The sequence below is a fragment of the Streptomyces sp. C1-1 genome, assembly GCF_050214755.1.
Lineage (GTDB): Bacteria > Actinomycetota > Actinomycetes > Streptomycetales > Streptomycetaceae > Streptomyces.
The window spans coordinates 9358170-9379376 of record NZ_CP189826.1 but is presented as its reverse complement, the minus strand read 5'-3'; the positions used below and the strand labels follow the sequence as shown (position 1 = coordinate 9379376).

The window sequence follows — 21207 nt, the reverse complement described above, 5'->3', positions numbered from 1 at the left end:
ACGGTGGCAGTGGGCCGAGAGACGGCCGTACGACGCCCTGGGGGTGTGACCATGACCGACATCCAAGACTTGCTGGGTGACGAGGCGAAGGACCTGCTGACCCATGTCGCCCTGGGGATTCCCAAGGAGGACCTGGTACTGCCGGGCCACGACTTCGTCGACCGGGTCGTGGCCGCCACCGACCGCTCGCCCCGCGTGCTGCGCAACCTGCAGTCCCTCTTCGACCACGGCCGGCTGGCCGGCACGGGGTACGTGTCGATCCTGCCGGTCGACCAGGGCATCGAGCACTCCGCGGCGTCCGCGTTCGCCCCCAACCCCCGGTACCTCGACCCCGCGAACATCGTGGAACTGGCCGTCGAGGGCGGCTGCAACGCCGTCGCCAGCACCCTGGGGGTGCTCGGGGCCGTGTCGCGGCGCTACGCGCACCGCATCCCGTTCATCGTGAAGCTCAACCACAACGAGCTGCTGACCTACCCCAACCACTACGACCAGGTCATGTTCGGCAGCGTCCAGCAGTGCTTCGACCTCGGCGCGGCCGGTGTGGGCGCCACGGTCTACTTCGGCTCCGAACAGTCCGACCGCCAGCTGCGGGAGGTCGGCGAGGCCTTCGCCCGCGCCCACGAGCTCGGCATGTTCACCGTGCTGTGGTGCTACCTGCGCAACGCGGCGTTCAAGAAGGACGGCGTGGACTACTCGGCGGCGGCCGACCTCACCGGCCAGGCCAACCACCTCGGCGTGACCATCGAGGCCGACATCGTCAAGCAGAAGCAGGCGGAGAACAACGGCGGCTACCGCGCCCTGGGCTTCGGCAGGACCGACCCGCTCGTCTACGACACCCTCACCAGCGACCACCCGATCGACCTCACGCGCTGGCAGGTCGCCAACTGCTACATGGGCCGCGTCGGGCTGATCAACAGCGGGGGCGCGTCGGGCGGCCAGGGCGACCTCGCCCAGGCCGTACGGACCGCGGTGATCAACAAGCGGGCCGGCGGCACCGGCCTGATCACCGGCCGCAAGGCCTTCCAGCGGCCCACCGCCGAAGGCGTCGAACTCCTCCACGCCGTGCAGGACGTCTACCTCGACGACAGCGTCACCATCGCCTGAGGCTGACACCCCGGACACGGCGACCCCGGCGGAAGACCCCCGCGCAGAACCGTCCGACCGGCCCCGGCAAGGCCCGATCGACCCACGCCCCGCCGCCCTCCCCCGCGCGACGATGACAGTGCGGGAGCGGGAGGCGGGGCACGCGCACCTGTCCCCACTCCCGCCGGCCGGGCGTCCTGAGGCGGTGAGCCCGATGAAGGAGACGTTGAGTCTGGGGCGGATCGCCGGCGTCCGCGTCGGCCTGAACTGGAGCGTGCTGGTCATCATCGCGCTGGTGGCCGTCACACTCGCCGAGGGCCGCTTCCCCGACGCCCACCCCGGCCACCCGGCCTGGGCCTACTGGGCGTCGGCGCTGTCGGCGGCGGTGGTGTTCCTCGCCTCGCTGCTCGCGCACGAACTCGCCCATGCCGTCGTGGCCCGCCGCAACGGCGTGCAGGTCGACGGCATCACACTGTGGATGCTCGGCGGCGTCGCCCGGCTGCACAGTGAGGCGCCCACGCCCGCCGCCGAGCTGCGCATCGCGGGGGTGGGGCCGCTGACCAGCGCCGTGGCGGGCGCGGGGTTCTTCGGGCTGGCCGTGTGGCTGGACGCTCTGCACGCCTCCGGGCTGGTGGTCGAGGCGGTCGCGTGGCTCGCCGCGATCAACTTCGTGCTGGCGGTCTTCAACGCCCTGCCGGCTGCCCCGCTGGACGGCGGACGGCTGCTGCGCGCCTTCCTGTGGCACCGCACCGGGGACCGGATGCGGGCCACCCACGGCGCCGCGGCCGCCGGCCGCGCGCTCGGCTGGTTCATGATCGTGACGGGGTTCGCGGCCATGGTCCTCACCGGCGACCTGTCCGGGCTGTGGCCCGCGCTGATCGGCTGGTTCCTGGTCGCCACCGCTACCGCGGAAGAACGCCAGACACAGCTGCGCGGAGTGCTGGACCAGATTCCCGTCGGCCGCGTGATGACCCGCGACCCGATCACCGTACCCGGCACGACGACCCTCGCGGCCTTCCTGTCCGAGGGCCCCTTCGGCCGCTACCGCCACTCCGCCTTCCCCGTCCTCGCCCCGGACGGCACCGCCGCCGGACTCGTCACCGTCCGCCTCGTCGAAGACATCCCGCTCCGGGCCCGCTCGACGACGACGATCGCCGAGGTGATGCGTCCGCTTCGCGAGGTGATCACGGCCGCGCCGGACGACTGGGTCGTGGACCTCCTGCCCCGACTGCAGACCAGCCGGGACCGGCGCGCCCTCGTCCTCGACGACGGTCACGTCGTCGGCATCGTCACCCTCGCCGACATCACGCGCGCCCTGTCCTGGCTCACCGCGGCCACCCGGCCACAGACGTGACCGACCGGTCGGCGTCGAACCGCGGACGGGTCCGATCTTGGCCCGAACTCGTCACTCGGTGACCGACTTTCACCGCCATCACTCCGGACACGAACGCCTACCGGCGGTAACTTTCCCCTTCACGCAGTCCTTACCCATGGACCTTGCTTCACTGAACGCCTTGACTCTGGGGGGAGTTGACGCATGCAAGGCACGGTTGACGGGTTCCGCTACGGCGCGGTGACCCCGGTGGCGGCCTATCTGATGGCCTGTCTGGGAGGAGCGCTGGGACTGCGCTGCATCGTCCGGTCCCTGCTCAACGAACAGTCCTGGAAGGGCGGTTGGCTGGCGCTGGGGGCCGCGACGATCGGCTGCGGCATCTGGACGATGCACTTCATCGCGATGCTCGGCTTCCAGGTCCACGAGACCGGAATCCGCTACGACACCGGCCTCACCCTGTTGAGCCTCCTCGTGGCGATCGTCGTGGTCGGTGTCGGTGTGTTCATCGTGGGCTACCGGGGCGCCGGCACCGCGACGCTCGCCTTCGCGGGTGTGGTCACCGGTCTGGGGGTCGCCGCGATGCACTACCTGGGCATGGCGGCGATGGAGCTCAACGGCGACATCCGCTACGACGCCGTCACGGTCGGCGTGTCGGTGCTCATCGCGATCGTCGCCGCGACCGCCGCGCTCTGGGCGGCCGTCACCGTACGGGGCTTCCTGACGAGCCTGGGGGCCAGCCTGGTCATGGGTGTGGCGGTGTCCGGGATGCACTACACGGCCATGGCCGCCGTCAGCGTCCATGTGCACGGCTCGGGGGCCGCCTGGGCCGGGGACTCGCCCACCTCGCTGCTGCTGCCCATGCTTCTGGGTCCCGCGGTGTTCCTGCTGCTGGCCGGTGTGGTGGTCATGTTCGACCCGCTGCTGGTCCTGGGCGACGGCGACTGGAACCGGTCCGCGGCGAACCGGCGGAGCCGCGCGGAGGCGACGGCGCCCGAATCGACGCTGCCCCGCGGCGGTCGCCTCGTCGGGCGCCCCGCCCGCACCCCACGGGCACCGCAGGCCCGGTCCGCCGCCTCGAACGGATACGGCACCCCGCAGACCACGCCGCGATGGGCGCCACCGCCCGGCAGGCCGAGGAGCGACAGGCCACGGCCGTGACGCCCGGTCGACCGGCTGTGCGGGCTCAGTTGGGCGCACCCGGCGGCACCCTCGGCAGCGGGTCCAGGCGGACCGCGTCGGGGTCGGCCAGGACGCCGCTGATCAGGTCGGCCGCCTCGCGCTGACCGTCGTGGCCGCCCTGCCGCAGCTCGGCGGCGAACCGGCGCAGGGCGCTGCGCAGTGCCGTGCGCACGGCGGCGTGCAGGGCGCCTTCCCGCAGGACGCTCAGCAGGTGGTTCAGCAGCGTCCAGGCGGCCGTGTACTGGACGGCGACACCGCCGGGCAGCTCCGTCGGCACCGGGTCCGTGCGCCGCCAGGTGACGGTCAGGAGCGCGTCGACGACCTCGGTGACGCCGGGCGAGGCCGGATCGGTGGCGTGCTGCCAGGCGACCCGGTTGAGGCGGGCCGGCTCCAGGAGCTGTTCGGTGACCAGGGTGACGGCGGCGCGGACCGCGTCGAGCGGGTCGAAGACCCGTCCGGCGGCGCTGTCCAGGTACTGCTCGGTACGGCTGTAGCGGACCGCGGGCGGGGTCACGGTGCTCAACGCCGCCTGTGGAAGTCCGAGTTGTTCGGCACGCAGGAGCTGGGCCAGGGCGGTCAGGGCCGTGCGCTGGGTGGCCGCGTCCACGGCCTCGGTGCCGCGGCCGTCCTCGCCTGCCAGGCCGTAGGCGTAGCGGACCCCGCCGACGAGCCGGGCCACGGCGATCACCTCGTGCCGGTGCAGGAGGTGCAGGAGGGTCAGCCGTTCCTCCAGTTCGCCGGTCTGCCGGTCGGGCGCAAGGACGCCGCGCGAGAACCTCTCCAGCGCGATCCGGCGGGCCCGCAGCATCGTCTCCAGGGCCTGCGGCGCGTTCCCGCCCGTCGCCCAGGTGACCGCGTCCGCGTGGGCCGCGTGCGGGCCCTGCGCGTCCTCGTCGGAGACGAAGCGCAGGTCCGATCGGGCGGCCTCGGCGCGCAGTTGGGCGAGGGCGGCGTCCTCGTCGGCGAAGTGCCCGTAGGCGTGGGCGACGAGGAAGTGGTCCCAGGGGCCGAGTCCGGTGCTGTACGCGGCGGACAGGTCGATGCGGTCGTCGTCGGTGACGGTGGCGCGGGCGTGCGGGTAGTCCATGACGGACGGCTTCGGGTGGGCCGTACTGGCGAAGTTGTGCATGAACCCGAGCGCGTGGCCGATCTCGTGGGCGGCCAGGTGGCGCAGTCGCGCGAGGACCAACTCCTGCACGGCCGCGAGCCGTTCGGCTTCGTCGGTATGCCCGTAGGGGGCGAGCAGGGCCTCACCGAGGGCGCGGACCTGCTCCAGGCGCTGGGAACCGAGGCGGACCCGGGCGTGCAGGATCTCGCCGGTGCGGGGGTCGGTCAGCCCCTGCCCCAGCGACCAGCCGCGGCCCGAACGGTGCACCCAGACCACGGCGTTGACGCCCACCTCGTACGGGTCGAACGTCTCGTCACCGGCCTCGACCCGGTAGGCGTCAGGCAGTCCGATCAGCGCGAAGGCCTCCCGCCACCAGTTGCCGCCCTCGATCGCCGCCGAGCGGAAGGGCTCCGGGACCGCCGGATCGACCCGGAACACGATCGGCTCGGCATCCGGACCGGCCCGGAAGCGCGGCTGCATCCTCACCTGCGTGTCACCCGCGCCGACCCGGCCGTGATCGGCGTAACCGACGCCGTACCCGCCGGAGTTGGGGTGGAAGCGGCGAACGGGCAGCGGTTCGGAGGGCAGGCGGACCAGGTTGAGCTGCTGGACGACGGTCAGGGCCCGCGGGTCGGCGGCGACCGCACGCACCGCCGTGCCGCGGCCGGGTCCGGCGAGGGTGAGCAGGGCGGGCAGCCGGGTGGCGGACGGGCCGGTGCGGCTGTCCGCGACGAGCGGCAGACTGCGGGAGTCGTCGACGGCGTACTCCCCCTGGTCCTCGTCGTACAGGTGCTCGGCGATCCGGTCGTGGTCGGCCAGGGCGAGGCCGGTGGCGTCCACGACCGCGGCGCCGTTCTCCTCGCGCAGCACCGGCCCGCTCCACACCACGGACACCGGGAACGACTCCTGCCCTGCGCGCACGGCGGCCGCGTCGCCGTACGTCTGGAAGTGCTTGTTCCGGACGACGAAGAGCACCCGGTCCCCGATCCGCCGGAACTCGGCGAGCCGCGCCTTGCCCGCCCTCCCCCGGTCCAGCCACAACTCGCTTGAACCCAGCCCCTGGGAGAGGGAGACGGTGAGCAGGAAGGGCTCGTCGAAGTGGCGGATCCCCAGCAGCAGCCGGTCGTTCGGCCGGTCCGGGTCGGGCACCAGGTCGATGAAGTCGGCGGTCATACGGGGCCTTTCGCGCAGACGGGGCTCGGTCGTGATCCTCTCTCAGGCACGGCACGGCCGCCATGGCGACGCACCCCCCTCTCGTCCGCCGCTTGATCGTTGTTACCGTGCACCGGTGTCTGACTCCTCACGCGATACCGCCGAGGGCGCCGGCTGGGGCGCCGCACAACCCGGCGAGTACAAGCGGCTGATGCCCGCCAAGGTCGAGAAGCTCTCCTGGCTCGACCCCAGGACCTTGTGGTCCGCCCGCAACGGTGTGCTGGCCTCCTGGTTCGGCGACCCCACAGGCCACACCCGCGGCCGCTGGGTGGCCCAGCGGGAAGCGGCCGGTGCCCCGGCCGACAAGGTGATCCCGCGCGACGACCCGGACCGCTTCTCCTTCATGGTCATCGGCGACACCGGCGAGGGCGACGAGCCCCAGTACGCCGTCGTGCCCGGCTTTCTGAAGACCGGTCAGGGCACGGACTTCGCGGTCGTCACCAGTGACGTCATCTACCCGGTCGGCAGCGCCGACGACTACGGCACCAAGTTCTTCCGCCCCTACCGGGACTATCCGGCGCCGATCTACGCGATACCCGGCAACCACGACTGGTACGAGGGCCTCGGCGCCTTCATGCGCGTCTTCTGCGGGGACGCCCCGCCCCTCGCTCCGGAGCCCGCACCGCGCCCTCTCACCCGGGCGTGGTGGAGGTCGCTGCTGTGGCACCGGCCCCGTCCGACGGACGGTCAGCACCTCGACGAGGCGCGGCGGTTGCGGTCCGCCTCCGCCCAACAGGCCGTCCAGCCGGGCCCCTACTGGGCGATCGACGCCGGCCCCCTGCGGCTCATAGGCATCGACACGGGTCTGCTCGGCACCATCGACGCCGAACAGGGCGCCTGGCTGCGTGAGGTCTCCCGGGGGCCCCGCCCCAAGATCCTGCTCACCGGCTCGCCCCTGTACGTGGACGGTGAACACCACCCGTGCACCATCGAAGGGGGCGGCGGCACGGTCGACGACATCGTCCGCGACCCCGAGCACCACTACGTGGCCGCGATCGGCGGCGACATCCACAACTACCAGCGCTATCCGGTCCAGGTGGACGGCCGCACCATCCAGTACGTCGTCTCGGGCGGCGGCGGGGCGTTCATGCACGCCACCCACACCATCCCCCGGGTGAACATCGCGAACGTCACGGAGAAGGACTTCCGTTGCTACCCGCTGCGCGGTGACTCCCTGGCCTTCTACAGCCGGCTCTACGGGCGCCGCCTGCGCCTGCGCCGCTTCTTCACCCTCACCGAGGCCGAGGCCACGGCGGTCGTCGCCGAACGCCTGGGCATCACGCCCACGCGCGCGCCCGGCGGCCCCGTCCGCGTGACCCGCCGCATCCGCCTCGTGGCGAGCCTGCTCGGCGCGGGCGGCCGCCCCGACCGCACCTCCCGCTTCCGCCTCCCGGTCCGCAAGATCTACACGCAGCTGTTCTCACCCGGCTCGGCCACCTACAGCCCGCCCTTCTTCAAGCAGTTCCTGCGCCTGGACGTCACCCCCGACGCCGTCCGGCTGCGGTGCTTCGCGGCCACCGGCAACCTCGCCCAGGAGATCGAGCCGCCCGTCGAGGACGAGGTGTCCATTCCGCTGGCCTGAGAATGCGCTCCCGGTGCGGGGAACACCGGCCGCGGGGACCTGGTTGACACTGCCGTACTGCTTGATACGTCAAACACCTACGGAGAAGCCCGTGCCGCCGACCTCCCGTCCCCTGCGCAAGCTCGGTTTCCTGACCATCGGCCTGTTCGACGAGGAGGACCCGCGCCGGGGCCACGAATCCACCCTGGAGATCATCGAGCTCGGTGAGCGGCTCGGCTTCGACAGCGCCTGGCTGCGCCATCGGCATCTGCAGTACGGCATCTCCTCCCCGGTCGCCGTCATGGCGGCGGCCTCGCAGCGCACCAGCCGCATCGAGCTCGGCACCGCGGTCATCCCGCTGGGCTGGGAGAACCCGCTGCGGCTGGCCGAGGACCTGGCGACCGTGGACATCCTCTCCGGCGGCCGGGTCAACCCGGGCGTCAGCGTGGGCCCGCCGATGCACTTCGACCAGGTCAAGCAGGCGCTCTACCCGGACACGGCCGACGCGGAGGACTTCTCCTACGAGCGCGTGCGGCGGCTGCTGGACCTCGTACGCGGCAAGAGCGCCAGCGACTTCAGCGGCGTCGAGGGGTTCGAGACGTTCTCGGACCGGGTGCAGCCGCATTCGCCGGGTCTGGGCCGGCGGATGTGGTACGGCGGCGGCAGCCTGAGCTCGGCCCGCTGGGCCGGCGAGAACGGCATGAACTTCCTGACCAGCAGCGTCGTCAAGGCGGAGGGGACGGACGGATCGGACGGGTCGGGCTACGACTTCGCCGAGATCCAGCTGTCCCACATCCGCGCCTTCCGCGCCCGTCACCCCGACGGCGAGAACGCCCGGGTCTCCCAGGGCCTGGTGGTCATCCCCACCGACTCCGCCTCGCCCGAACAGCGAGCCCGGTACGAGGAGTACGCGGCTCGGCGCACCCCTCGTACGACGTCACCGCAGGGCCCGGCGCGGCTGCTGTTCGCGCCCGACATCGTCGGCACCTCCGAGGAGATCGCCGAGCGGCTGCGCGCGCATGCCGCGTTCCGCGAGGTGGACGAGGTGGCGTTCGCTCTGCCGTTCACCTTCGCACACGAGGACTACGTGCAGATCCTGACCGACATGGCGACGCGGTTGGGCCCGGCGCTGGGTTGGCGGCCCTCCGTCTGACGCTCACCACCTGCCCGGTTCGGTGCCGACCACAGGCTGCGACGGCCTGCCGTCCACGCCGACCGGTACGTCGCCGGTGAGCATGACCCGGTGCATGATCCGCGGGAAGCCGAGGTGAGCGTTGTCTCCGGGCGCCAGGTGGATGGTGGCCCGGTTGTCCCAGAAGGCGACGCTGCCCGGCTCCCAGCGGAACCGCACGGTGTACTCCGGCCGCACCGCCTGCTCCAGCAGCATCTCCAGCAGAGCCCGGCTCTCCGGCCGGGAGACGTCGACGATCTGCTCGACGTAGTAGCCGTTGACGTACAGCACCCGCTCCCCCGTCTCCGGGTGCACGCGCACCAGCGGGTGGACGGAGGCGACCTGGTGGTCCAGCAGATGACGCAGGTACGCGTCGTCGCCGGGCCTGGGCTGGTAGCCCACCCCGAGCCGGTGCTCGGCGCGCAGGGTGTCGACGAACCGCCGCACCGGCGCGGACAGTCCGGCGTAGGCGGCCGCCAGGTTGGACCAGGTCGTGTCGCCGCCGTACGGCGGTACGGTCTCGGCGCGCAGGATCGTCGCGGCGGGCGGGTCGATCCGGGCGCCGTGGTCGCAGTGCCAGCCGCGCAGCAGGGTGTGGCGTCGGCGCTGCAGCCACTCCTCGTGCTCCATGCCGAAGCGTCCGCCCAGTTCCAGCCGGTCGGCGGTGGTCTCCACCTCGGGAAAGTCCGGTGGTGAGGCGCTGCCCCGCCTGCCCGGGACGACGGGATCGCCGAAGCGGCGCGCGAAGGCGACGTGCCGGGCGTGGTCGAGCCGTTGCCCGCGGAAGAACACCACCTTCCAGCGCAGCACGGACGCGCGGATCGCGGCGACCACGGCGTCGTCGAGGTCGTCGGCCAGGTCGACGCCGGCGATCTCGGCTCCGATGTGTCCGGCGACCGGCTTCACCTCGACACCCGCGGCCCGCTCCGCCTCCGCGTCCCACTCCGTCGTCATACCCACTCCGTCACTCGTGCGCATCGGCTCCCCTCACGCCCTCATCCCCACCTGTGCGTTTGATCAAGCACCCTGCTGTCCGTGACGCTGGAGGTCCGGCACCGTCGAGGGAAGGGTCTCCCCGTGGTCAGCATCCCGACGCACTCGCTCAACGACGGCACACGGCTCCCCGCGGTCGGCCTGGGCACCTGGCCGATGAGCGACGCCGAGGCGGAACGCGCCGTCGCCGAGGCCCTGGGCCTGGGCTACCGCCTGGTCGACACGGCCACCAACTACCGCAACGAGTCCGGAGTGGGCCTCGGCATCGCCCGCGGTGGGGTGCCCCGCGAGGAGATCGTGGTCACCACGAAACTCCCGGGCCGCGACCACGGCTACGAGGAGACCCTCGCCTCCTTCGAGGACTCCCGCCGCCGGCTCGGCCTGGAGTACGTGGACCTGTATCTGATCCACTGGCCGCTCCCCCGGGTCGACCGGTACGTCGACTCGTGGCGGGCCATGATCAAGCTTCGCGAGGACGGCCTGGTCCGCTCCATCGGCGTCTCCAACTTCACTGCGGAGCACATCGAGCGGCTGGAGAAGGAGACCGGCGTCCTGCCGTCCGTCAACCAGATCGAGCTGCACCCGCTCTTCCCGCAGGAGGAACTGCGCGCCTTCCACACCGCCAAGGGCGTCCTCACCGAGAGCTGGAGCCCGCTGGGCCGTGGCAGCGACCTGCTCGACGACCCGGCGCTCGTGTCGATCGCCGAGGATCTCGGCGTGACCCCCGGCCAGGTCGTGCTGCGCTGGCACACCCAGCTCGGGGCGGTGCCCATCCCGAAGTCGTCGGACCCGGGGCGGCAGCGCGCGAACCTCGACGTCTTCGGCTTCGAACTGGACGCCGGGCAGATGCGGGCCGTCGCCGACCGTGCCCACCGCCGCCTGGGCGGTGACCCCGAGGTGCACGAGGAGTTCTGAGGCGCCCGCGGGGTACTCGCAGGCCCGCGAGGCAGAACGCACGGAAGGAGCCGGACGTGGGTGACCGGGACCGGCTGCGGGAGTACCGCGGCAAACGCGATTTCCGGCGGAGCGCGGAGCCGGAGGGCCGGTCCGCTCCCGCGGACGGCGAACCCCGCTTCGTCGTGCAGATCCACGACGCGTCCACCATGCACTTCGACTTCCGGCTCCAGGTGGGTGACGTACTGAGGTCGTGGTCCATCCCGAAGGGCCCCTCCGACGACCCCCACGACAAGCGGCTGGCCGTGCCCACGGAGGACCATCCGCTGCAGTACGAGGAGTTCGAGGGCGTCATCCCGGAGGGCGACTACGGCGGCGGCACCGTGATCGTCTGGGACCACGGCACCTACCAGCCGCTGAGCCACGACCGCAACGGGCGGCCCGTCGACTTCGAGGAGTCGCTGGAGCACGGGCACGCCCGATTCCGGCTGAAGGGCGCCAAACTGCACGGCGAGTACGCGCTCACCCGATTCCGCGGCGGGAAGGACGGGGACGGCAGGGAGTCCTGGCTGCTGGTGAAGGCCGGCGGCGAGCGGGCCCACGGGCACGGGACGCCGGATCCGCGGCGGGCCCGCTCGGTGACCAGCGGCCGTACGCTCGCACAGGTCGCCGCCGACGACGGACGGAAGTGAACGGCCGTGCCGGGTCCGCTCTTCACCGAGTGGACGCGGGACGGGATGCTGCGCCATCCGCGGTTTCTGGGGCTCAGGGACGACAAGAAGCCGGCCGACGTGGTGCGCGAGCGGCCGGCCGCCTGAGCGAACCGGCCGACACTTGGCCGCATTGACGCGTTCCGGCCCCAACAGGCCTTCCGGGCCTCTATGTTCACGGCCGTAACCGATCTTCGCCCCTCGCCCGGAAGGCCGTTCAACCATGCGTACCGCACTCCGCACCGCCGTCGTCGGCGCGATCGTCACCGGTTCGGTCCTGACCTGCGGCACCGCCGGGGCCACGCCGCCGGGACCGGGGGTGACCGCCAAGCTGATCAGTACGACCACCGTCGGGGACACCGACTACGTGCTGCGCGAGATCACCGTCCCGCCGGGCCAGAGCACCGGCTGGCACTACCACGACGGCGTGGTCCGCGGCTTCGTCCGCCAGGGCACCCTCAGCCACTACCACGCCGACTGCGCCGAGGACGGCGTCTATCCGAAGGGCACCACGGTCCGCGAGCCGGGCGGCCCCAGCGACGTCCACCTGGGGCGCAACGAGGGCGACACACCGCTGATCCTCGACGTGCTGTACGTGCTGCCGCACGGCGCGCCGTACTCGGAGGACGTCCCGAACCCGGGCTGCTCGTTCCAGTGATCACACCGGGGTCGGCGGCAGCGTCTGCTCGGCCCAGATGGTCTTGCCGCGCGGGGTCTGCCTGCTGCCCCAGCGCTGGGTGAGCTGGGCGACCAGCAGCAGTCCGCGGCCGCCCTCGTCGAAGGCGTGCGCCCGCCGCAGGTGCGGCGAGGTCGAACTGCCGTCGGACACCTCGCAGATGAGGGCACGGTCGCGGATCAGGCGGAGCTGGACGGGCGGGGCGCCGTAGCGGATGGCGTTGGTGACCAGTTCGCTGACGACCAGTTCGGTGACGAACGCGGCCTCCTCCAGCCCCCAGGCGATCACCTGCTCGGTGGCGGCCCGCCGGGCGGCGGCGACCCGCTCGGGGTCCGGGGTGATGTCCCAGGTGGCGACCTGGTCCGCGCCAAGCGCCCGGGTGCGGGCCAGCAGCAGCGCGACGTCGTCGCCCGGCTCCTCCGGCAGTACGGCCTTCAGGACCGTGTCGCACAGGGTCTCGAGGGTGTCGGCGGGGGCGGTGAGGGCGCGACACAGCTCGGCGATGGCGTGGTCGACGTCGCGGTCCCGGTCGTCGATCAGGCCGTCCGTGTAGAGGGCGACGACGCAGCCCTCGGGCAGTTCCAGCTCCGTCGCCTCGAAGGGCAGGCCGCCGACGCCCAGCGGCGGTCCGGCCGTCATCCGCACGAGGCTCGCCGTGCCGTCGGGACGCAGCAGCGCGGGCGCGGGGTGACCGGCCGCGGCGAGCGTGAGGCGGCGCGAGACGGGGTCGTAGACGGCGTAGAGGCAGGTCGCGCCGAGTTCCGCCACCTCGTCGCTCCGGTCGTCTGAGGCGAGGTGGGTGACCAGGTCGTCGAGGTGGGTGAGGAGCTCGTCCGGGGCGAGGTCCACGTCCGCGAGGGTGCGTACGGCCGTGCAGAGACGGCCCATGGTCGCCGAGGAGGGGATGCCGTGGCCGACGACGTCGCCGACGACCAGGGCGACGCGGCTGCCGGACAGCGGGATCACGTCGAACCAGTCGCCGCCGATGCCGGCCAGCGAACCCGAGGGCAGGTAGCGGTGGGCCACGTCCACCGCCGCCTGTCCGGGCAGGCCCCTGGGCAGCAGGGTGTGCTGGAGGGCCAGGGCGGTGGTGCGTTCGCGGGCGAAGCGGCGTGCGTTGTCGATGCAGACGGCGGCACGGCTGGCGAGTTCCTCGCCGAGGACGGCGTCGTCATCGGCGAAGTCGTCAGGGTTGGCGATGCGGACGCCGACGACGACGCCCAGCGTCGTGCCGCGGGCGCGCAGCGGCATCGCGAGCATCGAGTGCACGCCTTTGCGGTACGGACGGCCTCCCGGCGCCCGCGCGTTGCGTTCGGCGACCCAGCGCATGAAGTCCGGCTCGCCGGCCTGGCTGACCACGGCCTTCCCGGCGTGCAGTGCCTTCGCCGGCGGGGAGAACGAGGGATAGACGTCCGTCTCGCCGACGTGCACGGCGGCCTCGGGGGTGCCCCCGGTGACCGAGCCGTGGGCGACGCGGCGCAGCACGACGTCGTTCTCCAGCATGCCCGGTCGCTCCTCGGCGCCCAGCACCCAGTCGAGCAGGTCGACGCTGGCGAAGTCGGCGTAGCGCGGCACGAGGAGTTCGACGAACTCCTCGGCGGTGCGCACCACGTCCAGGGTGGTGCCGATGGAGGCCGCCGCCTCGTTGAGCAGGGCCAGGCGTTCGCGGGCCCAGTACTGCTCGGTGCTGTCGAACGCCGCCAGGGCGACCGCGCGGACCTCGCCGGCGGCGTCTCGCAGGGGCCACATCTCGGTGGTCCAGGCGTGGTCGCGGTTGAGGGCGGGGGCCCCGGCGTAGCTCTCGTAGCGTGTCGGCCGGCCCGTCTCGGCCACCATGCGCAGGTGGGCGAGGAAGCCGCGGCTGTGCTCGGCGTCCTGGACGGTGTCCGCGAAGAACCGGCCGGTCAGGTCCTCCTCCGACACGCCCATGACCCGGCAGGCGACGTCGTTGAGCCGCAGATAGTGCTGGCGGGTGTCGAAGACGGACATCGACATGGAGGCTCGCTGGAAGGCATCGGCGGCCAGCGCGGTCCCAGGGTCGTCCGGCGGCTCGGCGGTGATCACGTAGCCGCCGGGGTCGCCGTTCTCTCCGACGACCGGGCAGGCGCTGAGCCGGAGTGCCACGGTGGAACCGTCGCGGTGGCGCAGTACGACGGTGCCCTGGCCCGCTGCGACGGCCTCGGCGGGCGCCTCCTCGGCGAGCAGGTCGCGCGCCGCCCGCCCGAGGGCCTCCACCGCCGGGTATCCCGTCAGGCGCCGGGCGCCCTCGCTCCACCCCGTCACCATGCCCCGGGCATCGAGAATCGCCGCAGCGGAGGCGTGCTCCATATTCCACAGGATGGTGCTTTTGTCGTACGGCTTCAACCGAAACGGAGGACCGGTGAAGCCCTCCGTTCCACCACGGTCACTTCTGTCGTGCGGCCCGCAGGACCTCGAGGGCCCGGTCGGCGTGGGTGTTCATGCGCAGCTCGCTGCGGACGACCTCGAGGACCGTGCGGTCCTGCCCGATGACGAAGGTGACCCGCTTGGTGGGCGCGAGGCTGAAGCCGCGCTTGACGCCGAACCGCTCGCGGATCGTGCCGTCGGGGTCGGACAGCAGCGGCATGCCGAGAGTGTGCCGGCCGGCGAACTCCTGCTGCCGTTCGACGGTGTCTCCGCTGATCCCGACCGGCCGGGCACCGACGGCGGCGAACTCGGCGGCCAGGTCGCGGAAGTGGCAGGCCTCCGCGGTGCAGCCCGCCGTGAGGGCGGCCGGGTAGAAGAAGAGCACGACCGGTCCGTCGGCGAGCAGTTCGGACAGCGTGCGAACGGTGCCTGTCTCGTCGGGCAGTTCGAAGTCATCGGCCTTGTCGCCGACGTTCACGGACTGGCTCATGCCGCGCCCTCCCCGCTCTTGGCGACGCTGCGGGCCCACAGGACGAGGGGCAGCTGCAGCGGCAGTCGCCCCATGGCCGCGGCCTTCTGCGGCGCGGGCCGGTCACGCCAGTCGACGGCCATCTTGACGTTGGCGGGGAAGACACCGACGAAGAACGCGGCCGCGGCGAGGGCCGCCGCCTTCCTGGTGCGGGGCAGCGCGATGCCTGCCGCGAGCGCGAGTTCGGCGGCGCCGCTGACGTACGTCCAGGTCCTGGGCGCACCCGGCAGGGAGCGCGGGACGATCGCGTCGAACTGGCGGGGAACGGCGAAGTGGGCGGTGCCCGCGGCGGCAAGCAGGCCGGCGAGCAGCAGGGGCGAGCGTTCGGACCGTGACACGGTTCCTCCTCTGATGACCTGCCGGGCGATGTTACCGGAGGGTAGAGAGGGCCTGTGACCGGCCTCCCCCGAGGGCGGCCCGGGCGGTGCCGGAGGGCCGACGCCGGGGCCCGTCAGAGGGTCGACGCCGGGGCGGTCGGCTGCTCGGCCTCCTCGTCGATGGCGTGGGCGAGGAAGTCGTCGACCATGCGGTGGAAGAGGCCGGCGAGCTGCCGCAGCTCCTCCGGCGTCCACTCCGACAGGGCCAGCTGCATGCCTCGGGCGCCGGCGTCGCGGACCCGCGCTATGGCCTCGCGGCCCGCCTCGGTGAGCTCGATGCGCTGGGCGCGGCGATCGTCGGGGTCGGGGACGCGGGTGACGTAGCCGGACTTCTGCAACTGCTGCACGGTGCGGGTGACATGGGAGGCCTCCACGCCCAGCCGGGTCGCCAGCTCCCCGGGGCGCAGCGGCTCCGAGTCGGCGACCTGACGCAGCAGCGCGACGGCGGCGCGGTCCAGCGGCACACCGGCCAGCGCCATCAGCCGCTCGTGCCGGCGGGCGCGGGTGCTCAGGTAGGTGATGCGGGTGAGCGCGCGCTCGATCTCGATGACCTCGTCGGACGCGGGGGTGTCGGGGAAGCCGGGGAGGGGTGGTGTGGGCATACGTCCACGCTACCATCTTGTTGCGTAACTCAAGTAAAATGCCGCGGGCGTCACGCCACGGGTGCCAGCCACAGGCCGACGAGGGCGTCGACGAGACCGGTCGCGGCGTCGTCCCAGGTGGCGCGCGGGGTGGGCCGGTTCTCGGCGAGCGCGCGCTCGCGCTCGGCGGGCATCTGCACGATCAGATGACGGGCCATCTCACCCCGCTCGGCGCGGACCTCGGGCGGCAGGTCGGGCAGACAGGCCGTGAGTCCGTCGATGATCTGCCGGAGGGACGGGGAGGTGAGCGACTCCTCGACGACGATCTGGTGCAGCACCGGGTCGGTCATGATCTGCGCGCAGAAGCGGGCGTACCAGGTGGGGCCGCCCAACTCGCCGAGGTGCTGCGGGACGGGGCGCACCAGACAGTCCACCCAGTCACGTACGTCCGGCGACTCGCCGATGCCGGCCAGCAGCCGGGCGCGGATCTCCTCGATCTGCGTCGCGTGCTTGCGGACGATGGCGCGCACCAGGTCGGCCTTGGTGCCGAAGTGGTAGCCGACGGCGGTGTTGTTGCCCTGCCCTGCGGCCTCGCTGACCTGACGGTTCGAGACGGCGTTGACCCCGCGCTCGGCGAACAGCCGCTCGGCGGCGGTCAGGATCAGCTCCCTGGTCGCGCTCACCTGTTCCGCCCGCGCCGTTCTGGCCGCCATGCTCACCACCGCACCGGGACATCGTTCCGCCCGCGGCGGCCAGTCCCTCGAGCCGTCGCAGGTCCGCCGCCCGTGCGGCGGGTTCCAGCTAAGGAAGCCTACGCAATGGCACGGGGAGGACGGCCTACGGCTCCACGCCGACCCGAGCACGGTCGGGCCTCGAGGAGGACCCGAGGGATCTCAGGCAGGCTGCAGCCCTTAAGCTAAGTCAATCACCTGCCTTAAACCTTGGTCGCGGATCGGTTTCCGGCTCCTCCCCCTGCCCATGGAGGCTTCTTCATGTCCGACGTCCTTCCCAGCCCGGCGAGCCCGGGCGGACCGGCCGCACCGCGGTCGAACGCCGTGGTGGCCGTGCTGGCCTTCGCCGGCATCGTCGTGTCGCTCATGCAGACGCTGGTCATCCCGATCGTGCCGGAGCTGCCGAAACTGCTGGACGCTCCCGCCGCGGACACCGCCTGGGCCGTGACCGCCACGCTGCTCGCCGCCGCGGTGGCGACGCCCGTGGTGGGCCGGCTCGGTGACATGTTCGGCAAGCGGCGCATGCTGCTGGTCAGCGTGGTGCTGCTGGTGACGGGGTCGGTCGTCTGCGCGCTCAGCGATTCGCTGGTTCCGATGATCGTGGGGCGGGCGGTGCAGGGCCTGGCGGCGGCGGTCGTGCCGCTGGGCATCAGCATCATGCGCGACGAACTGCCCACCGAGCGGCTGGCCGGAGCGACGGCGCTGATGAGCGCCTCGCTCGGCGTCGGCGGCGCCCTGGGCCTGCCGACGGCGGCGCTGATCGCGGACCACTACGACTGGCACGCGCTGTTCTGGAGCTCGGCCGGCATGGGTGTGGTGGCCCTGGTGCTCGTCCTGCTCTTCGTGCCCGAGTCGCAGGTGCGCTCCGGCGGCCGCTTCGACGTCGTCGGCGGCGTGGGCATGGCGGTGGGGCTCGTGTCCCTGCTGCTGGCGATATCCAAGGGCGCCGACTGGGGCTGGACCGACGGCACCACGCTCGGCCTGTTCGCCGGGGCGGTCGTGGTGCTGCTCGCGTGGGGCCTCTTCGAACTGCGCACCAGCGAACCCCTGGTGGACCTGCGCACCACCGCCCGCCGTCAGGTCCTGGTGACCAACCTCGCCTCGATCGCGATCGGCTTCTCGATGTTCGCGATGTCCCTGGTCCTGCCCCAACTGCTGCAGCTGCCCGCGCAGACGGGCTACGGCCTCGGCAAGTCGCTGCTGACCGCCGGTCTGGTGATGGCGCCGTCCGGTCTGGTGATGATGGCGTTCGCCCCGGTTTCCGCGGCCGTCTCCAGGGCGAAGGGACCGAAGGTGACGCTGATGATCGGCGCGCTGATCGTGGCCTGCGGATACGGCCTGAACATCGTGCTGATGTCCGCGGTGTGGCATCTGGTGCTGGTGTCGTGCGTCATCGGCGCCGGTATCGGTTTCACCTACGGCGCCATGCCCGCCCTGATCATGGGCGCCGTGGACCCGTCGGAGACCGCGGCCGCCAACAGCCTCAACACTCTGATGCGGTCGATCGGCACGTCCGTGGCCAGTGCCCTCGCCGGTGTCGTCCTCTCCCACCTGACGATCGACCTCGGCGGTTACTCGCTGCCCTCGCAGAACGGCTTCAAGGTCGTCATGGCCCTCGGCGCCGGGGCCGCGCTGCTGGCCTTCGCCGTGGCGTCGTTCATCCCGAGCCGCCGCCCCGTCGCCGTGGACGCGTCGACGCCCGCCACCGAGCCGTCGGTCGACGCCTCCAAGGTGGGCTGACCGCCGCCCCCGATGGCCGCCGACCGACGGTCCGCGGCCATCAGCCGGCCCCCTACAGGGGCACAGGCCGTGCCTCAGCGGACCGGGGCCCCCAACACGCCGCCCGGTCAGCCCGCGGACAGTTTGTCCAGCCACTGCCCCAGCAGGGCCGATTCGGCCGGGGTGAAGGACGGGGACCGCGCGGCGCGAAGCCGTGCCGCCAGTGTGGCGGCGGCGACCGGGACGGCCCTGTCCCCGTCGTCCGCCTGGCCGTCGGAGGCGTCGGTGGACGGGCGGGTGACCGAGTCGAGCACCGCGTCGCGCAGCCGCTCGGAGAACCCCGGGTCCGGGTACTGCTCCGGCCTGGTGAGTATGGACAGGGCCGCCCCGACATTGGCGGACATGATCATCTGCGTGGCGAGGGCGGGCGGCACGGTGAGCCGGCCGGCGGCGGCACAGCGCTCGAGGATGCCGTGCAGCAGGGCGTGCGCCTCCTGCGCCGCCGCGGGCGGGACCGTCAGCTCGGGCGAGTACATCAGCCGGTAGTGGTTGGGGTGCTCCAGTGCGAAGCGCATGTGGCTGTCCCAGCCGCTGCGGAGGTCGGCGACGGGGTCGTCGCTGGGCCGGGCCGCCCGCTTGGAGGCGAGGTAGGCCTCGAAACCCCGGTCGACCACGGCGGCCAGCAGCCCCGCTTTGTCCCCGAACAGCCGGTAGAGCATCGGCGCACCCACGCCCGCCGCCTCGCACACCGCCCGCGTGGAGACATCGGCGACCGATGCCTCGGCCAGCAGGTCGGTGGCCGCTTCCAGGATCTTCTCCCGCGCATCCATGGGACCACCGTACGCCATTCGTAGCACCGATACGAAATCGACGATACCAACGCTACGGAACTGTGTTATCGTCGATACGAATCAGTCGTAGCAGCGCTAACAAAGGATGCAGCCATGACCACTCAGCCCCAGCAGGACCGGCGCGTGGCGATCGTGACCGGTGGATCACGCGGTATCGGGCGGCAGGTCGCCCGGCGGCTCGCCGCAGACGGGTTCGCGGTCGTCGTCGGGTACGCGGGCGGCAAGGATGCCGCGGACGAGGTCGTCCAGGCCGTCGAGGCGGCCGGCGGCACTGCGTTCGCCGCCCGCGCGGACGTCGCCGACGAGGCCGAGGTCGCCGCGCTCTTCGACCTGGCGGAGGCCACCTACGGCGGTGTCGACGCGGTCGTGCACGCGGCCGGAAGGATGCCCCTGTCCCCCGTCGCCGAGCTCGACCTGGGCGAGCTGGACGCCCTGTACCGCACCAACATCCGCGGCACGTTCGTGGTCGACCAGCAGGCCGCGCGCCGGCTGCGCCCGGGCGGGGCGCTCGTCAACTTCTCCAGCTCCGTGGTGGGACTCGCCTTCCCCGGCTACGGCGCCTACGCCGCGAGCAAGGGCGCCGTCGAGGCGCTGACGCTGATCCTGGCGCGGGAGATGCGAGGCCGTGACGTCACGGTCAACGCCGTGGCACCCGGCCCGACGGCGACCGGCCTCTTCCTCGACGGCAAGGACGAGGAGACCGTCGCCCGGCTGGCCGCGCAGCCGCCGCTGGAACGCCTCGGGACACCGGAGGACATAGCCGGCGTCGTGTCCTTCCTCGTGGGCCGCGAGGGCCGCTGGGTCAACGGACAGGTGCTGCGGGCCAACGGCGGCATCATCTGACGGCACCCGTTGGCAGCGCCGTTCAGGGGAAACCGGTGGGCCGGGCGCGTTACGGCACGCGACAGCGTCGACAACTCACCCGTGACCCTCCCCCTGATCCCGCCCATGCTCGCCACCCCGGGCACACTGCCGCCCGTGTCGCAGGACGCCCGCTGGGCCTACGAGACCAAACAGGACGGCCAGCGGGTCGTGGCCTACCTCGAAGGGGACGGCGGTGTGCGGCTGCGCGCCCGGTCCGGAGAGGAGATCACCGCCGCGTATCCCGAACTTCGGGAGCTCGGCGCGGCACTGGGGACCACGGCCGCGGTGCTGGACGGGGAGGTCCTGGCACTGGACGAACACGGCCGCGCCGACTTCCAGTTGCTGCAGTCCCGCATGGGACTGGCCCACGCGCCCGCCCGGGCGGCGCGGCAGGCGGCCAAGGTGCCCGCCCACCTGGTGCTGTTCGACGTGATGCACCTGGCCGGCCAGGCTCTCACCGCGTTGCCCTACGTCCGCCGCCGGGGGCTTCTGGAGGAGTTGGGGCTCGACGGGCCCTTCTGGTCCACGCCCGCCGCGCTCGTCGGACACGGACGGCAGGCGCTGAACGCCACCCGCGAGCACGGCATGGAGGGCCTGGTCTGCAAGCGGCTGGACTCGGTGTACGAACCCGGGGTGCGCTCCCGGGCCTGGATCAAGATCCGCAACATGCGCAGCGAGGATGTCGTCGTGGGCGGCTGGTTGGCGGGCAAGGGACGGCTGTCGGGACTGCCCGGCGCGGTTCTGGTCGGACAGCGGGCGGCGGGGCGGCTGCGGTACGTCGGCGGGGTGGGCACCGGCTGGAGCGAAGCCGAGCGCACCCGGCTCGCCGGGCTGCTGCGGGATGCCGAGACCGCCGTGTGCCCCTTCGATCCCGTCCCCGCGGTGCCCGGCGCCCAATGGGTGGTGCCCCGGCTGGTCGGCGAGGTCCGCTACAGCACCCGCACCCGGGCCGGCATGCTGCGCCAGCCCTCCTGGCTGCGGCTGCGACCCGACCTGACCCCCGAGGAGGCGGCGGCCGACTTCCCCGACGACCTCATCTGATCCACCGCCACCATCGACGCACCGGACGGGCAAGGGCGATGACGTTCCCGACGCCGCAGGTGGCGGCTCTGGGCGTCCGTGACGACGAAGCCCTGGCGGAGGCCCGGCGGGCGATCGGAACGAACGCGCCCACCGCCTGACGCCGACGTGATGCCCGCCCGAATAGGCCGGTACGGCACGAACGCGCCTCTGTGGAGGTCTATCGTGTC

19 protein-coding genes and 1 pseudogene are annotated in these 21207 nt (G+C 72.5%); 12 read left to right on the top strand and 8 right to left on the bottom strand.

Translation table 11 applies throughout. The features are described 5' to 3' along the window. Window positions 1-51: 51 nt before the first annotated feature. The 3 genes from ACQF4J_RS42690 (at window position 52) to ACQF4J_RS42680 (ending at window position 3574) form a co-directional block, all read left to right on the top strand. A complete protein-coding gene (locus ACQF4J_RS42690; RefSeq protein ID WP_351805667.1) occupies window positions 52-1104 on the top strand; it encodes a class I fructose-bisphosphate aldolase in 1053 nt (350 codons plus the stop codon). A 193-nt stretch (window positions 1105-1297) separates the two neighbouring features. After that, complete coding sequence (locus ACQF4J_RS42685) at window positions 1298-2437, top strand: site-2 protease family protein (RefSeq protein ID WP_351580964.1); 1140 nt, start codon at window positions 1298-1300, stop codon at window positions 2435-2437. A gap of 183 nt (window positions 2438-2620) precedes the next feature. Further along, window positions 2621-3574, top strand: a complete 954-nt coding sequence (locus tag ACQF4J_RS42680) for an MHYT domain-containing protein (protein WP_351580961.1) — start codon at window positions 2621-2623, stop codon at window positions 3572-3574. Window positions 3575-3599: 25 nt separating this feature from the next. On the opposite strand, the gene ACQF4J_RS42675 is transcribed toward ACQF4J_RS42680, so the two are convergent. Further along, the gene (locus ACQF4J_RS42675; RefSeq protein WP_427168198.1) at window positions 3600-5876 is read right to left on the bottom strand and encodes a zinc-dependent metalloprotease; all 2277 of its coding nucleotides are present in this window, start codon (window positions 5874-5876) and stop codon (window positions 3600-3602) included. Window positions 5877-5991: 115 nt separating this feature from the next. On the opposite strand from ACQF4J_RS42675, the gene ACQF4J_RS42670 reads away from it, so the two are divergent. Continuing rightward, window positions 5992-7497 carry a metallophosphoesterase family protein gene (locus ACQF4J_RS42670; RefSeq protein WP_427168197.1) on the top strand — a complete coding sequence of 502 codons (1506 nt, stop codon included), beginning with the start codon at window positions 5992-5994 and terminating at the stop codon, window positions 7495-7497. A 91-nt stretch (window positions 7498-7588) separates the two neighbouring features. After that, window positions 7589-8629: an LLM class flavin-dependent oxidoreductase gene (locus tag ACQF4J_RS42665; RefSeq protein WP_351580953.1), complete on the top strand. Its 1041-nt coding sequence runs from the start codon at window positions 7589-7591 to the stop codon at window positions 8627-8629. A gap of 3 nt (window positions 8630-8632) precedes the next feature. Here ACQF4J_RS42665 and ACQF4J_RS42660 read toward each other — a convergent pair whose 3' ends face one another. After that, window positions 8633-9601: a TauD/TfdA dioxygenase family protein gene (locus ACQF4J_RS42660; RefSeq protein ID WP_351580950.1), complete on the bottom strand. Its 969-nt coding sequence runs from the start codon at window positions 9599-9601 to the stop codon at window positions 8633-8635. Window positions 9602-9724: 123 nt separating this feature from the next. Between ACQF4J_RS42660 and ACQF4J_RS42655 the strand changes: the two genes are divergently transcribed. The 4 genes and pseudogenes from ACQF4J_RS42655 (at window position 9725) to ACQF4J_RS42640 (ending at window position 11902) form a co-directional block, all read left to right on the top strand. Beyond that, on the top strand, window positions 9725-10555 hold the full coding sequence (locus tag ACQF4J_RS42655; protein ID WP_351805673.1) for an aldo/keto reductase: 831 nt from the start codon (window positions 9725-9727) through the stop codon (window positions 10553-10555). Window positions 10556-10611: 56 nt separating this feature from the next. Next, the gene (locus ACQF4J_RS42650) at window positions 10612-11226 is read left to right on the top strand and encodes a DNA polymerase ligase N-terminal domain-containing protein (RefSeq protein WP_351580944.1); all 615 of its coding nucleotides are present in this window, start codon (window positions 10612-10614) and stop codon (window positions 11224-11226) included. Window positions 11227-11247: 21 nt separating this feature from the next. Then, window positions 11248-11352, top strand: a pseudogene (locus ACQF4J_RS42645) (hypothetical protein); the annotation flags it as partial. A gap of 115 nt (window positions 11353-11467) precedes the next feature. Further along, the gene (locus tag ACQF4J_RS42640; RefSeq protein WP_351580941.1) at window positions 11468-11902 is read left to right on the top strand and encodes a cupin domain-containing protein; all 435 of its coding nucleotides are present in this window, start codon (window positions 11468-11470) and stop codon (window positions 11900-11902) included. Here the strand turns inward: ACQF4J_RS42640 and ACQF4J_RS42635 are convergent, their stop codons facing one another. The 5 genes from ACQF4J_RS42635 to ACQF4J_RS42615 form a co-directional block, all read right to left on the bottom strand. Continuing rightward, on the bottom strand, window positions 11903-14248 hold the full coding sequence (locus ACQF4J_RS42635) for a SpoIIE family protein phosphatase (RefSeq protein ID WP_351580938.1): 2346 nt from the start codon (window positions 14246-14248) through the stop codon (window positions 11903-11905). Window positions 14249-14324: 76 nt separating this feature from the next. Then, window positions 14325-14795 (bottom strand): peroxiredoxin, encoded by a 471-nt coding sequence (locus tag ACQF4J_RS42630; protein ID WP_427168196.1) that lies wholly within the window; start codon window positions 14793-14795, stop codon window positions 14325-14327. After that, window positions 14792-15172 carry a DoxX family protein gene (locus ACQF4J_RS42625; RefSeq protein ID WP_351580931.1) on the bottom strand — a complete coding sequence of 127 codons (381 nt, stop codon included), beginning with the start codon at window positions 15170-15172 and terminating at the stop codon, window positions 14792-14794. The genes ACQF4J_RS42630 and ACQF4J_RS42625 overlap by 4 nt, the downstream gene beginning before the upstream one ends. A 113-nt stretch (window positions 15173-15285) precedes the next feature. Next, window positions 15286-15813, bottom strand: coding sequence for a MarR family winged helix-turn-helix transcriptional regulator (locus ACQF4J_RS42620; RefSeq protein WP_427168195.1), 528 nt, complete (start codon window positions 15811-15813; stop codon window positions 15286-15288). Window positions 15814-15863: 50 nt separating this feature from the next. Then, complete coding sequence (locus tag ACQF4J_RS42615) at window positions 15864-16505, bottom strand: TetR/AcrR family transcriptional regulator (protein WP_351580925.1); 642 nt, start codon at window positions 16503-16505, stop codon at window positions 15864-15866. A 279-nt stretch (window positions 16506-16784) separates the two neighbouring features. On the opposite strand from ACQF4J_RS42615, the gene ACQF4J_RS42610 reads away from it, so the two are divergent. Further along, window positions 16785-18263, top strand: coding sequence for an MFS transporter (locus ACQF4J_RS42610; RefSeq protein ID WP_351580922.1), 1479 nt, complete (start codon window positions 16785-16787; stop codon window positions 18261-18263). A 107-nt stretch (window positions 18264-18370) separates the two neighbouring features. Here the strand turns inward: ACQF4J_RS42610 and ACQF4J_RS42605 are convergent, their stop codons facing one another. Beyond that, window positions 18371-19072, bottom strand: coding sequence for a TetR/AcrR family transcriptional regulator (locus ACQF4J_RS42605; RefSeq protein ID WP_351580915.1), 702 nt, complete (start codon window positions 19070-19072; stop codon window positions 18371-18373). Window positions 19073-19186: 114 nt separating this feature from the next. Here ACQF4J_RS42605 and ACQF4J_RS42600 point away from each other — a divergent pair, with 114 nt between their 5' ends. Next, window positions 19187-19936 (top strand): SDR family oxidoreductase, encoded by a 750-nt coding sequence (locus ACQF4J_RS42600; protein WP_351580912.1) that lies wholly within the window; start codon window positions 19187-19189, stop codon window positions 19934-19936. A gap of 81 nt (window positions 19937-20017) precedes the next feature. Continuing rightward, a complete protein-coding gene (gene ligD, locus ACQF4J_RS42595) occupies window positions 20018-20998 on the top strand; it encodes a non-homologous end-joining DNA ligase (RefSeq protein ID WP_351580909.1) in 981 nt (326 codons plus the stop codon). The last annotated feature ends 209 nt before the right edge of the window (window positions 20999-21207 follow it).